Origin of the sequence: Halobacillus salinarum, assembly GCF_022919095.1 — a bacterium.
Lineage (GTDB): Bacteria > Bacillota > Bacilli > Bacillales > Halobacillaceae > Halobacillus_B > Halobacillus_B salinarum.
Window position 1 is genome coordinate 861763 of the sequence record NZ_CP095073.1, and the last position, 13916, is coordinate 875678.

Sequence of the window (13916 nt, forward strand, 5' to 3'; positions counted from 1 at the left end):
ATTGGTTCTGACTAAACGGTCAACACAAAGGAGAGTAGTGTACATGAAGGGAATAATAAATTTTTCTATGAATAACAAATTTGCCATATGGCTGATGACGATCATTATTGCCGCGGCAGGTTTGTATTCGGGGTTAAACATGAAGTTGGAAACGATACCTAATATAGAACCGCCGATTATCACTGTTCAGACGACTTATCCTGGAGCAACTCCAGCTGAAGTAGCGAATGAAGTCTCTGAACCGTTAGAAAAACAGGTGAGTAATTTAAGCGGTTTGAAAACAGTCAGCTCAACCTCTTATCAAAATGCTTCTGCACTTCAGTTGGAATACAGCTTTGATAAAAGCCTGGACGAGGCGGAAGATGAGCTGAAGGATGCGGTTACGAAGGTGGAATTGCCTGATGGTGCCCAAGATCCGCAAGTATCTCGATTAAACTTTAACGCTTTTCCAGTTATTAGTTTTAGTGCTGTAAGTGATGATAAGTCTCTCGCAGAGCTTACAGAAACAGTGGAAGATAAGATTGTCCCTGAAATTGAGGGGCTTGATGGTGTTGCTGAAGTACAGGTTTCCGGACAACAAGTAAAAGAAGTACAAATGGATTACAAGGAAGATAAACTAGAAGAACTTGGAATGGACGAAGAAACCGTAAACAATTTAATAAAAGGTTCTGACGTCCGCTTCCCTCTAGGTCTGTTTACTTTTAAGGATAATCAAAAATCTGTTGTACTTAACGGCAATGTAGCATCTGTAGAAGATTTTAAAAACTTGGAGATCCCAGCTGTTCCGTCCGGTCAGTCTGGACAAGCAGGTCAAGGGCAGGCGGCTCAAAGTCCTCAAGCTGGAGCTGGTTCATCCCAAGGACCAACAGCCAGTCAGGGACAGGGAATGGCCGGTCAGTCAGCTGGACAAACTCCGCAGCAAGGAGCGGGATCTGCAGCAGGCCAGCAGGCTCAGGCAGCGATTCCTACCGTGCAGCTGAAAGATATTGCCGATATTAAAGTCGTCGGGGAGAGCGAGTCTATTTCCCGTACGAATGGTAAAGATTCAATTTCTATTCAAGTAGTAAAATCTCAGGAAGCCAATACGGTTGATGTCGTAAATGAAGTCAAAGACAGCACAGAAGACTTAAAGACGGACTTAGACGGCATGGACTTTATTTATTCATTTGACCAGGGGGAACCGATTGAGAACTCTGTCAGTACGATGCTGAACAAGGCTCTCTTTGGCGGACTGTTCGCTGTGCTCGTAATCCTTCTGTTCTTGCGTAACTTTAAGACAACCATTATATCCGTTATTTCGATTCCATTATCGCTTTTAATCGCAGTCCTACTGCTTAAGCAAATGGATATAACGTTGAACATTATGACCTTGGGAGCCATGACCGTTGCGATCGGGCGGGTGGTAGACGATTCCATTGTGGTGGTGGAAAACATCTACCGGCGAATGTCTCTTACAGGGGAGGAACTTCGCGGAAAAGAATTAGTAAGGGCGGCAACTCGGGAAATGTTCATGCCGATTCTTTCTTCCACCATTGTTACGATTGCTGTATTTCTGCCGCTTGGGCTTGTGGAAGGTACCGTAGGGGAACTATTCCTTCCGTTTGCGCTTACCGTCGTATTCGCGCTGCTAGCTTCCCTTTTAGTGGCGGTTACTATTGTACCTATGCTTGCCCACAGCCTGTTAAAGCAGTCAAAGATTAAGGGTGAAAAGCACGAGAATCGTGGGCGTATGGTCCTTGGCTATCGTTCTCTATTAAACAGCGTGCTCAATCACAAGATTATTTCTTCGATAGTAGCGATCGCGATATTAGCAGGAAGTATCGCTCTTCTTCCGTTAGTAGGGACGAGCTTCCTGGCTGATCAGGAGCAGAAAATGGTAGTAGCTACCTATAATCCTGAACCTGGACAAACCGAAGATGACGTCGAGCAAGTAGCAGTGAAGGCGCAAGACTTTTTTGAAGGCAGAGATGGGGCAGAGACGGTTCAATATTCTGTAGGCGGAGAAAATCCGATGAACCCTGGTGCATCCAATCAGGCAGTCTTCTATGTTGAATATAATGACGATACGGAGAATTTCTCTGATGAAACACAAAAAGTAATAGAGGGATTAAATAAAGAAACATCTAAAGGAGAATGGGGTTCTCAAGACTTCTCTTCTTCAGGCTCAAGCAGTGATTTAGAACTGCTCGTCTACGGCGATAATACCGACGATATAAGGCCAGTGATTAAAGATGTAGAAGATATGCTGTCGAAACAGGACAACTTAAGAAATATTGATTCAAGCTTGTCAGAATCCTATGATGAATATACCTTGGTTCCGGATCAGGAAAAACTGAGTGAACTTGGTTTAACGGCTTCCCAAGTAGGTATGGAACTGAACCAAAACCGCCAGCGACCAGTCGTAACGAAGATAGATGACAATGGGGAAACGCTGAATGTTTATGTTGATGAAGATGCTGAAGAATACAACAGTATCGATGACTTAACTGGGAAAGAGCTTCAGACACCAACAGGTAAGACGGTGGCTGTAAGTGATGTTGTTGAAGTGAAGGAAGGCACAACTGAAGATACCATTACGAGAAAAGATGGACGTGTCTACGCCAGCGTCAGCGCTGAAATCACTTCCGATGATGTAGGCTCCGTTTCCCAGGCGGTAAATGAAAAATTGGATGAAATCGACCATCCTTCTAATATCGATATATCGATGGGCGGGGTAACGGAAGATATCCAAGAATCGTTTACGCAGCTTGGATTAGCCATGCTTGCAGCAATTGCGATTGTCTATTTAGTGCTTGTCATCTTCTTTGGAGGGGGACTCGCACCGCTTGCTATTCTATTCGCGCTTCCATTTACAATTATCGGTGCTGTGCTTGGTCTGCTCATAAGTGGAGAAACCTTAAGTATTTCAGCTATGATTGGGGCATTGATGTTAATTGGAATCGTAGTAACCAACGCGATTGTCCTCATTGACAGGGTCATCAACAAAGAAAAAGAAGGATTTACAACGAGAGAAGCTCTGCTTGATGCTGGTATGACAAGAATGCGGCCAATCTTAATGACTGCCCTTGCTACGATCGGAGCGCTGCTGCCACTAGCTCTCGGCTTTGAAGGCGGCTCGATTATTAGTAAAGGCTTAGGTGTCACAGTTATTGGAGGTTTAGCGAGCTCTACACTGCTGACCCTGCTGATTGTCCCGCTCGTTTATGAAATTTTAAGTAAATTCCGCAGAAAGAAACGCACAGAGTAAGATAAAATCTATAGTTACACTTTGACCAGCTTGCAGAGAACGTATTCGTTTCTCTGCAAGTTTTTTTCATAAGAGAACAGTTTTAGACCCTTGATTGGACTCGCACAGGGAAGTTATCACTTTACCTTGACTTGACCTTATTATTGAAGTCATGCTGTAGTATGGAGATTCGTTTTTATTCATTGCCGAAATTACTAGAAAAATGAAAATAGAAATAGATTGTAATCTCCGTCCGTAAACAGGTATCATTACTACAATTGGTACTTTAAAAAAGAGTGAATAAAGAGAGATGGAGGTGGAAAAGTGAATTCCTATCCAATTACTATAATAGGTGCTGGGTTGTCGGGGATTATGGCGGCAAAACAGCTTAAAGAGCAGGGAAATGATGACTTCTTAATCGTAGATAAAGGAAAAAGTGTAGGAGGCCGCTTAGCCACGAGGAGAGTGGCTGAAGGAAAAGCGGATCACGGAGCGCAATTTTTCACAGTTCGAACGGAAGAATTACAGTCGGAAGTAGATCAATGGCTGAATAAGGGCTGGGTCAAACGCTGGTTTGGTGATCAATATCCTCGCTATACAGCAGTGGATGGCATGAATGGGCTAGCAAAACATTTGGCGGAAGGACTTCCTGTTTCGGTCAATACAAAAGTTGTAAAAATTATTGAGAGTGCTAAGGAATTTATTTTATCAGATTCTGTCGGCAATGTGTGGAGGAGCGAACAAGTACTGATTACAACCCCGGTTCCTCAAATTATTGACCTTTTAAAAAATAGTGAAGTGGCTCTTTCTCCTGATTCGGTAAAAAGTCTCCGCTCGATTTCATTTCTCCCTTCTTATGTTGGGATTTTTGAATTTAATTCTTCGACCCACCTGCCTGATCATGGGCATTTGGACGAAAATCTTCCGGATGGGGTGGAAAGGATTGTAGACCATGAGAAAAAGGGAATCTCGCAGGTTCCGATCATAAGTGTATATATGACCGGAGATTGGTCCCGGCGCCATTTTGGAGATGACTATGTCATGTCATTAATTAAGGAAAACACCGAAGAGCTATTGGAATGGTCTGAGCTTGAATCCGAGCAGCTGAAGAGGTGGAGGTACTCACAGGCGAAGAAAACGATCAACACTTCTTTTATGAACTTGAATGAGAACAAGAAGCTCCTTGCTGCCGGAGACACATTCCTTCGAGAAGATGATCAGGCGGGCCGTACCCGATTTGAAAGCGCCTTTTTATCTGGAAGGGACGCAGGAGAGTATTTAGCAAAATAGGCGATGCCTTAAAAAGAGAATAAAGGGAACGTCCATTCTAAAATGTAGAGTCTCGGACAACAGTTTTGTCATTATATTATCCGGATGAAGGTGGAGTTTTTTCACCTTCATCCGGATTTTTTATGGTAGTTGAACGCCTGATCCAATTCCTATCATTACTTTTGAATATGCAGCTTTAACCGAATCGCGGGATAGTTAAATGGCACGTCTTTCTTTTCTCTTCTCCTGTTTTTTCAACCGTTTCATTCGAGTTAATGTATAAACAGCAAGGCCGGCCCAAATGAAGGAGAAAGATATTCCATGGACGGAGGTAAAGGGCTCGTGATAGATAAACACCCCTAATACGAGCATTATCGTTGGAGCAAAATATTGCAGGAACCCTACCATCGATAACGGAATTCTCTTTGCTCCTGCAGAAAATAAAAGCAGTGGAATGGCTGTTACTACTCCCGCTCCGAAGACCAATAAGGGGGTCGCCGATAACCAATGTACTTCTGACAAGTGGTCTCCCTGTTTAGCGAACAGATAAATGAGCGCGAGCGGGGAGACGACTAAAGTCTCTGCTGTCAGGCTGAACATCGCGTTTAATGGCACAAGCTTTTTAACGAGCCCATAGGATCCAAAACTGAAGGCGAGCAGTAAAGCAATCCACGGAAACGAGCCGAAATGGACCGTCATATAAAGGACACCAATGCCTGCCAGCAGAAAAGCAAGCCATTGCATTTTTGAAAAGGTTTCTTTTAAAACGATCATGCCTAACAAAATGCTTACGAGTGGATTAATATAATAACCGAGGCTTGCTTCGACTACATGATCGGCATTGACTGCCCATATATAGGTAACCCAGTTTGTACTGATCGTCAGGGAGGCAAGGACGATCCCGAAAAGGCTCTTTTTATTCAAAGCTATCGATTTGCATTCTTGAATAAATGAGCCCCATTTATTCAGGACTACTATGATCCCCATCATGAAAACGAAGGACCAGACGATCCGGTGAGCCAAAATTTCAAAAGCAGGTATTTGCTCAATCAACTTCCAATAAATTGGTAAAAAACCCCATAATATATAAGCGCCTGACGTATAAAGAACGCCGAGTCTTTGTTCGTTTTCCATGGCTTCCTATCCTTTCAATGTAAGATCTAAACTCATTTTAGTCGGGCAAAGGGGTAAAAGAAAAGGAATTTGTTTCGATATTCGAAAGAATAGGCTGCCGCTGGGAATTACGGGGCGTGAGGTTGACTAAGCAATGGCCATAAAACAAAAAAGCTTGTCGAGAAAATTGTATTCTTGACAAGCTTTTGTAAAGTTGAAGAGCTGATGAATTAAGAAGGATCGGTTTCTTCCCATCCCGTGGTTTCATCTTCTTTAGGAAGGAAAGTGAGTTCCTCAGTGCTTGAGAACGGAATTTCCTGAAGCGGTTTTTTAGCCGGGCCTTCCATCACAGTTCCATCGAAGGAAAAGCGTGAACCGTGGCATGGACAATCCCACGTCCGCTCTGCACTGTTCCATTCAACTTCACAGTGCATATGGGTACATGTCGTATCAAGTACATAAAGGGTGCCGTCTTCATCTTTGTAGGCTCCGGCACGTTCGCCTTTCCACTGCACGACACCACCTTCCCCTTTTTTCAGGGCCTCTGGACGATTGCCGACCAATTCCAGTTTTCCTTCTACTAAGTGGGCAGCAACGTTAAAATTTTGGGAAAGAAACTGCTTCATACTAGGATCCGCTTTAAAACGGGAAGGCTTGAACAAAGAATGGAACAGGGATTCTTCTCCCAGCACGTATTCTGTGTTGATATGAGCAGCCAGGGTCCCGTTCGTCATGCCCCATTTTCTGTAACCTGTTGCCACAAAGACTTGTTTATTGTTCCGGTTAATTGGCCCGATGTAGGGGACTTTATCAAGCGTCGTCAAGTCCTGGGCAGACCAGCGGAACAGAACATTTTTTATTCCAAAGGCCTCTGCAGCAAACTCTTCCAGGGCGCGGTAATGAAACCGGGTATCCGTTCCTTCCCCAGTACGGTGGCTCTCTCCGCCGATCAACAAGACAGGTTTGTCGTTAAATTGAGCCGGGCGAATGGAGCGTTTGGGTTCATCGACGGACAAATACATCCCATCCGGACAATCCTTCTCTGGTTCAATGGCAATTAAATAGGATCGTTCTGCATACATTCGGCTGAAGTAGAGCGCTTTTCCATCATAAAACGGGAAGTGGGTACAGCAGACTAATTGGTCACAAGTTACGACAGCGCCATTAGCGAGAGATACTTGGACGGTGTCTTCTTCTGTCACATCCACAGCTTCCGTATCTTCATATAGCTGACCACCTAAACGAAGAAGCTCGTCTACTAAAGCCGTCAAATATTTGAGTGGGTGAAAACTCGCCTGATGATTCATAACCAGACTTTTTGTCATATCGATATCGACGTCTATTGTGTCATGTAGGCTGCCAGGAATTCCTAACTGTTTGTATGCCTGGTATTCTTTTTCTAATTCCCTGGCACCTTCGTCCGTTTCAGAATATAAGCAGGCATCCTCTATTTTCCAGTCGCAGGAAATGTTTAAGTCGTGGATTTGTTTTTCAATGAGGGATTGAGCTTGTACCTGAGCCTGGTAATACAAAGAGGCTTTCTCTAATCCGAAGTGCTGGATCAGCTCGTGATAAATCAAACCATGCTGCGCAGTCACCTTTGCAGTGGTATGACCAGAAGTTCCATTAAGTATTTTTCCAGCCTCCAGTAAAGTCACTTGCTTACCTGCCTGGGCTAGTAATAAAGCCGTAGTTACTCCCGTAATACCTGCTCCGACAACTAAGACCTCTGTCTGGGCATTTTCCTTTAAGGCTGTAAAGTCAGGGATATGGATATCCTGTCTCCACATTGGTGCTGTATGCTCCCATTCTCGATTCTTGTTCATTGCCTTCCTCCTCCAGGAATCCTTTTCTTTCAGTCTGTCCTACCGAGGTTTTTTCATGTATGAATTGGAATTTCAAATTAACAAGGATTAGCGAATGTAGTATAATTTAACTATGGTTAGGTGATAAAAGGGGAGGAAGAGCAGGGGTGGAAGTATTTGTGGCAAGACAACCCATTTTACAATTAAATGAAGAAGTATTTGGGTACGAACTTTTATATAGAAGCAGTAAAGAAAATAAGTTTACATACATTGATGCAAACCGGGCTACTTCAGAGGTTTTGATGAACAGCTTTACGACCATTGGCCTCGAAAAGCTTTCCCAAAATAAACCCTGCTTTGTCAACTTTACCGAAGAGCTTCTGCTGAAACAGGTTCCTGAATATTTTGATCCTGGACAGCTGGTCGTAGAAATTCTTGAGGATGTGTCTTATTCACGGGATCTGGTGCGCGTCTGTCGGAAATTAAAGCAGCTGGGTTTTCTTATTGCCCTGGATGATGTAGTGAGCGTTCGTGATACAGATATGGTGGAGTTGTTGAATTATGTGGACATTATCAAGGTGGATATACAAATTACACGAGAGATTGACCGGCAGGAAATTATTCAAGCAGCCAACAACCTGGGAATCACACTTCTTGCAGAAAAAGTGGAAACAAGAGAAGAGCACCAGCAATGTGTAGAAGAAGGCTTTGAATTATTTCAAGGTTATTTTTACAGCAAGCCAGTTGTCTTATCTTCTGTAGACATGCCTTTTTTCAGTTCAACATACTTTGAAATGATCAAAGAATTATCTGTACCGACGGACTTAATCAATATTGATAAAATAACGGAGCTTTTTGAAAAGGATCTGGCGTTAACCTATAAGCTGCTGAGATTGATCAATTCGTCTGCGAAGAATGTGTCCATTCCGATCCAATCCATCAGGCAGGCAGTGATGATGCTCGGAACGGATGCTTTAAAAAAGTGGTTATATGTGTTATCTGTTCAATCTGCACCAAATATGCCAAAAGGTTCCCAACATGTCATGAAGAGTAGTCTGCAGCGGGCTAAAATGTGTGAGCAGGTGGCGATAAAGCTTGGGCTCGAGCATAATTCAGAGGGGTATTTCCTAATCGGCTTTATTTCCTTGATCGATGTGATTACAAAGAAACCGATCCACGAAGTGACGGAAATGCTGCCGCTTGACAACGAGATTAAAGAAGCTTTGAATAAAAAGCAAAACAGCTATCGATACGTCCTTGACCTTGTCATTGCTATGGAACGGGCCGACTTTGAAGGATTGGAGCAGATGCTTTACCGTAAGTCGCTCTCTTACCATGAGCTATTCGAAATTTATGGTCAATCGATTTCCTGGTCGGATCATTTATTTAGTGAGTATTTTAACTATGGTTCTAATCAAAAAGATGAAAAACCGAAATAAATATGTTATATTTAAAAGTGTTGCTTGCAGAATTGCGGGCAATTTTTTTAATGAAACTGTTACCTAGGTAACGATTGGAGTGAGAATATGACTTTATTATTTCATCACATACAACAGCTATCCCGTACAGTGAATCAATACTTAAACGAAGGCCTTGTTCAAGAGGACATTTATATGTCTCATTGGGCAGTCATTTATCAGCTGGGGGAAAATGGCCGGATGACTCAGGCGGAGCTTAAAGAAAGATTAAATATTGAAGCACCTCCTTTATCAAGAACCATAAAAAAGCTGATTAAACTTGGCTATGTGGAAAAATGGGCCAGTGATGACAGAAGGACAAATGATCTTCAATTATCTGCTGAAGGCAAAGAGAATTATCCAAGGTGGAAATCATTAATCCAAGAGCAGGAAAACGGATTGTTAACGTTGTTCGATGAAGATCAGCTCATGGAATTTGAAGAAAGAATCCATCATTTTTCTCAAACGATTAAGACAAGGGGGAAGAATGTGGAATGAATAAACAGCCGTTATGGACGAAAAGTTTCGTCAATGTATGTATGAGTAATTTTTTTGTCTTTTTAGTCTTTTATCTTTTGTTTGTGACTCTGCCTATTTATACGATCGATCAGCTTCATGTGAAAGAAGGACAGGCAGGATTAATCATTACTATTTTTTTATTTGCTGCTATTGTTATACGGCCATTCGCGGGTCATTGGGTGGATACGGTGGGGCGCAGACCTGTTTTAATCATGGCATTAGTCATTTTCTTCAGCAGTTCTGTACTTTACTTGACTACCCAAAGCTTTCCGCTCCTATTAATCATTCGTTTTATCCAAGGGCTCGGATTTGGAATGGCGACCACGGTTATTGGAGCGCTTGCTGCGGATGTTGTTCCTAAGGAGCGAAGAGGGGAAGGGATGGGGTATTTCGCGATGTCCATGAACTTTGCAATGGTTATCGGCCCCTTTCTCGGACTAACCATTATCCACTCTTTTACTTATAGTTCCATGTTTACGATCAGTGCGTTATTTGCAGCGATTGCCTTTATCGCTGGGATGATGATACAAATTCCGAAACGAACAGGAGGAGCTGATTTAGCGAAATCAAGCCTTATGCCTGCTGTTCAAGGCCTTCTTGAAAAACCTGTCATTCCTATTGCTTTTACCGGTGCACTGATGGCCGTGGCTTACGCTGGGGTTTTATCTTTTGTATCAGTTTATGCCAAGCAGAATGGATTGGAGGAAGCCTCCACTTATTTCTTTGTTGTGTACGCAGTAGTTCTGCTGCTCTCCCGTCCGTTTACTGGGAAATGGTTTGACCGATATGGTGAAAATGTAATCGTAATTCCGTCCATTCTATCATTCAGTGCAGGCTTACTTATTTTGAGTATGGCAGATACGCCTGGGCTCCTCCTTACAGCTGGAGGATTGATAGGAATCGGCTGGGGAACCATAGTCCCGAGCTTCCAGACTATCGCATTGAAAAAAGCGCCTGAAAGAGCAGGTTCAGCAACCGCAACCTTCTTTTCCATTTTTGATACTGGCATCGGTTTAGGGTCTTATGTAGTCGGGGCCTTAGCAACCAATATAGGATTCTCCTCCCTTTATTTCAACAGTTCTTTTATTGTACTTGCCGTCGTGCTTGTTTATATGGGAATGCATGGACGTCAAAGCCAGCTGCAGAGAAAATACAAATGGCAGCACACCCGGTAAAAAGAGAGGTCCTTCAGAGACTTCGCAGAAGGATTTTTGATATTACTAGAAAAGGATTTTGACTAGAACAGTAAGATCAACTATTAGAACGTATTCTCCTTCGCCAGATAAAATCATTTAGAAGTGAAAGTCTTTTTTCGCTACGGGAGGGAGAATACTGCGAGACTCCTACGGAAGAACGAACGATCCGAGATCGCCGAGCGTGAGTTTAGCGAGGAAGCTCGGGTGTTCGTCCGTGGAAAGCGAGTGGTATTCGCACGCCCGTAAGAATAACCTTGTAGTGAAAATAAAGGGTTTCTCCAAGCTGAGAAGGTAAATTCCTTCTTTTTCATTAGAAAAACCTCTTCTCCTACAATGTTTTGGACAGGTCCTGCATAAGATGATAATAGACATCATCTTAGCAAGGAGGGGAAGAATGGTCCAAAAGAAAAGCCATATAGAAACGTCGTTAATTCATACCGATTCCCAACCTATAAACGATTTTGGAAGTTTAACAACACCAATTTTTCAGACTTCAACCTTTGCCTTTTCAACCGCTGCCCAAGGTGCCGCACGGTTTAAGGGGGAAGAAGAAGGTTATATTTATTCCAGACTGGCCAATCCGACCGTACGAGTATTAGAAGACCGGATAGCTGCCCTGGAAGGCGGAGAAAAAGGACTCGCATTTGCATCAGGAATGGCGGCCATATCCAGTGTGCTCCTGGCTTTAACGAGTTCGGGAGACCATATTGTATGTACGAACGGCCTTTATGGCTGTACGTACGGATTATTAACCCTGCTTCAAGATAAATATAAAGTAGGTCACAGCTTTTGTGCGATGACAAGCGAGGAAGAGCTTCGAAAGCAGATTCAGCCCAACACGACCTGCATCTTTATAGAAACTCCGATTAATCCTACAATGAGGGCGATTGATTTACACATGGCCGCGCGTATAGCGAAAAATTACGATATACCCGTCGTCGTAGACAACACCTTCTCTACTCCGTATCTACAACGGCCATTAGACTGTGGATGTGAGGTTGTGGTGCATAGTGCCACCAAATACATCGGCGGTCATGGAGATGTAGTAGCCGGGCTGGTCGTTGGAAAGTCAGAGTTTATCGGAATGCTTGCTAAAACAACGCAAAAGGACATAGGGGGCATCCTGTCGCCTTTTGATGCCTGGCTGCTTATCCGTGGTTTGAAAACGATGCACATCCGAATGGATAGACACTGCTTCAATGCTTTAAAGGTCAGTGAGAGGCTCCAGGATCACCCCAGAGTCCAACAGGTGTATTTTCCCGGAAGCGCTCGATATCCCGACTATGATATTGTGAAACAGCAAATGAGTCAGGGAGGAGGCATTCTCTCTTTTGAAGTAAAAGGAAATCGGGAGGACGCTGAACGAGTCCTGGATCAATTGAAGCTGATCAAGATTGCAGTCAGTTTAGGCGATGCTGAAACACTTATCCAGCTGCCAGCTACGATGACTCATTCGACTATTCCTCCTTTAGAAAGGGAAAGAATGGGAATCTCCGATACGCTTCTAAGACTTTCTGTCGGGCTGGAACACTGGGAGGATATATGGAAGGACTTAAACCAGGCATTACTGGCATAAACAGCCAGTAATGCCTGGTTATTGTATGTTTATTAAGTCCCGGGAAGGGAAAATGAGCAATAACTTGACATGCTGACATATTCCATTTACGTTAAGAGAAATTTAGTAGCAAGGAAGACACTTACTACGAAGGGATGAATGGGACGATGTTTAAAAAATTATTTGGTAATAAACAAGTAGAAGAGCAGCTTGTAGCTCCTCTTAATGGAAAGGTTGTTCCTTTGGATGAGGTGGACGACCCTGTTTTTAACCAGCGCATGATGGGGGACGGGGTAGCCATTGAACCCGTCGATGGAAAAGTAGTCAGCCCGGTCGATGGCGAAATTGTCCAGCTGTTTCCAACCAATCATGCGGTTGGTATAAAAACAAAATCTGGTGTAGAAGTTCTCGTCCATATCGGTCTGGAAACGGTTTCTATGGAAGGGGAAGGGTTTGAAGGGCACGTGAAAGCCGGTGATAAAGTAAAAGCCGGGGACCATTTAATTTCATTTGATCCTGCACTAGTGACCGAGAAAGCCAAGAGCACGATTACTCCGATTGTCATTACAAATTTTGATGATATTGTAGAAAGCTTTGATCCTGCCTACACAGATTCCTCACAAGCTGGCGAAACTGTCATAGCTACTCTCCAAACGAAATAACTGCAGCTAAAAGTCTAAAAGGACAAGCTTTTTAGTTGAAAGCGGGTTCATTTAGACTTTTTCAATTGGAAAAGTCCGATTCTCTCAAGGTATAATGGAAGCAGACTAGTCAGGCTGCAAGAGCTCATGAGCCTGGCTCTTTATCATGGAAAGGAAGTGGCGGAATGACTAAAGGAATCATCAGCATGGGGGAGGCGTTGATTGACTTCATCCCTCTTGATAATGAAAATATTAATTTTCAAAAAAGTCCTGGCGGCGCTCCTGCGAATGTAGCCGTAGGACTCGCGAGACTCGGTGCTAAATCAACCTTTTTAGGAAAAGTAGGCGAAGATGTTCTCGGTCATTTTTTACAGGGAATTCTACACGGATACGGCGTGGATACCAGTTCGATGCTGCTGACTAAAGAGGTAAGGACAGGCGTGGTATTTGTAACTCTGGACGAAGACGGGGAGCGAAGCTTTGATTTTTATATTGACCCGAGTGCAGACCGTTACTTGACTGAATCCGAAGTAAAGGAAGACCTGTTCACGACTCATAACCTCTTCCACTTTGGCTCGATCTCCATGATTGATGAACCCTCTAAATCCGCTACAAAAAAAGCCGTCCGGCTTGCAAAGCAGCATGGTTTGATTGTGTCTTATGATCCAAACCTCCGCCTGAATTTGTGGAAGTCTGAAGAGCAGGCGAAGAAAACGATTCAATCCATGCTTGGGGAAGCAGATGTTGTTAAAATATCTGAAGAAGAACTGGAATTTTTAACAGGAGAAACGACTATTGAAGCAGGAGTAGAAGTGCTGAATGGCTATGGTATCCCGCTGTTATTTGTAACAATGGGGAGTGAAGGGAGCCATATCTTTTTCAAAGGGAAGCACGCTCACGTTCCTGCTATGCGTGTGAAAGCCGTAGATACAACAGGGGCTGGCGATGCTTTCGTCTCTGGTCTCCTTTATCAGTTCAGCGAATATGACCAGCCTTTATCCAGGCTTTCGCTTGAAGAGATAGAAAAGACAGCTCGGTTTGCGAGCGTCTCAGGGGCTCTTGCTGCCTCTACTAAAGGAGCTATGACAGCTTTACCAACATTAGACGAAGTAACAAGATACTTAGGATAAGGAGA

General features: G+C 43.5%; 10 protein-coding genes. 8 read left to right on the forward strand and 2 right to left on the reverse strand.

From position 1 onward, the window contains the following. Positions 1-43 precede the first annotated feature (43 nt). A complete protein-coding gene (locus tag MUN89_RS04560) occupies positions 44-3247 on the forward strand; it encodes an efflux RND transporter permease subunit (RefSeq protein ID WP_244711790.1) in 3204 nt (1067 codons plus the stop codon). 303 nt (positions 3248-3550) lie between these two features. Further along, entirely contained in the window at positions 3551-4516 is a 966-nt protein-coding gene (locus tag MUN89_RS04565; protein WP_244711791.1) for an NAD(P)/FAD-dependent oxidoreductase, read from the forward strand. A gap of 195 nt (positions 4517-4711) precedes the next feature. On the opposite strand, the gene rarD is transcribed toward MUN89_RS04565, so the two are convergent. Together rarD and MUN89_RS04575 are read right to left on the reverse strand one after the other, a co-directional pair. Next, entirely contained in the window at positions 4712-5629 is a 918-nt protein-coding gene (gene rarD, locus MUN89_RS04570) for an EamA family transporter RarD (protein ID WP_244711793.1), read from the reverse strand. A 209-nt stretch (positions 5630-5838) separates the two neighbouring features. Continuing rightward, a complete protein-coding gene (locus tag MUN89_RS04575) occupies positions 5839-7434 on the reverse strand; it encodes an FAD-dependent oxidoreductase (RefSeq protein WP_244711795.1) in 1596 nt (531 codons plus the stop codon). Positions 7435-7580: 146 nt separating this feature from the next. Between MUN89_RS04575 and MUN89_RS04580 the strand changes: the two genes are divergently transcribed. From MUN89_RS04580 to MUN89_RS04605, 6 genes are all read left to right on the forward strand, one after another. Next, positions 7581-8852, forward strand: a complete 1272-nt coding sequence (locus MUN89_RS04580; protein WP_244711797.1) for an EAL and HDOD domain-containing protein — start codon at positions 7581-7583, stop codon at positions 8850-8852. 87 nt (positions 8853-8939) lie between these two features. Further along, the gene (locus MUN89_RS04585) at positions 8940-9368 is read left to right on the forward strand and encodes a MarR family winged helix-turn-helix transcriptional regulator (protein ID WP_244711798.1); all 429 of its coding nucleotides are present in this window, start codon (positions 8940-8942) and stop codon (positions 9366-9368) included. Further along, positions 9365-10564, forward strand: a complete 1200-nt coding sequence (locus tag MUN89_RS04590; protein ID WP_244711800.1) for an MFS transporter — start codon at positions 9365-9367, stop codon at positions 10562-10564. Before MUN89_RS04585 ends, MUN89_RS04590 begins: the two co-directional genes overlap by 4 nt. 415 nt (positions 10565-10979) lie before the next feature. Next, a complete protein-coding gene (megL, locus tag MUN89_RS04595) occupies positions 10980-12161 on the forward strand; it encodes a methionine gamma-lyase (RefSeq protein WP_244711802.1) in 1182 nt (393 codons plus the stop codon). Positions 12162-12307: 146 nt separating this feature from the next. Beyond that, entirely contained in the window at positions 12308-12802 is a 495-nt protein-coding gene (locus tag MUN89_RS04600; RefSeq protein WP_244711804.1) for a PTS sugar transporter subunit IIA, read from the forward strand. Between the two features lie 164 nt (positions 12803-12966). Beyond that, positions 12967-13911 carry an aminoimidazole riboside kinase gene (locus MUN89_RS04605; RefSeq protein WP_244711805.1) on the forward strand — a complete coding sequence of 315 codons (945 nt, stop codon included), beginning with the start codon at positions 12967-12969 and terminating at the stop codon, positions 13909-13911. Positions 13912-13916 lie beyond the last annotated feature (5 nt).

Coding starts and splice junctions, on each gene's coding strand:
- MUN89_RS04560 (WP_244711790.1), top strand. CDS start 44: ATGAAGGGAATAATAAATTTTTCTATGAATAACAAATTTGCCATATGG.
- rarD (WP_244711793.1), bottom strand. CDS start 5,629: ATGGAAAACGAACAAAGACTCGGCGTTCTTTATACGTCAGGCGCTTAT.
- MUN89_RS04575 (WP_244711795.1), bottom strand. CDS start 7,434: ATGAACAAGAATCGAGAATGGGAGCATACAGCACCAATGTGGAGACAG.
- MUN89_RS04585 (WP_244711798.1), top strand. CDS start 8,940: ATGACTTTATTATTTCATCACATACAACAGCTATCCCGTACAGTGAAT.
- MUN89_RS04590 (WP_244711800.1), top strand. CDS start 9,365: ATGAATAAACAGCCGTTATGGACGAAAAGTTTCGTCAATGTATGTATG.
- megL (WP_244711802.1), top strand. CDS start 10,980: ATGGTCCAAAAGAAAAGCCATATAGAAACGTCGTTAATTCATACCGAT.
- MUN89_RS04600 (WP_244711804.1), top strand. CDS start 12,308: ATGTTTAAAAAATTATTTGGTAATAAACAAGTAGAAGAGCAGCTTGTA.
- MUN89_RS04605 (WP_244711805.1), top strand. CDS start 12,967: ATGACTAAAGGAATCATCAGCATGGGGGAGGCGTTGATTGACTTCATC.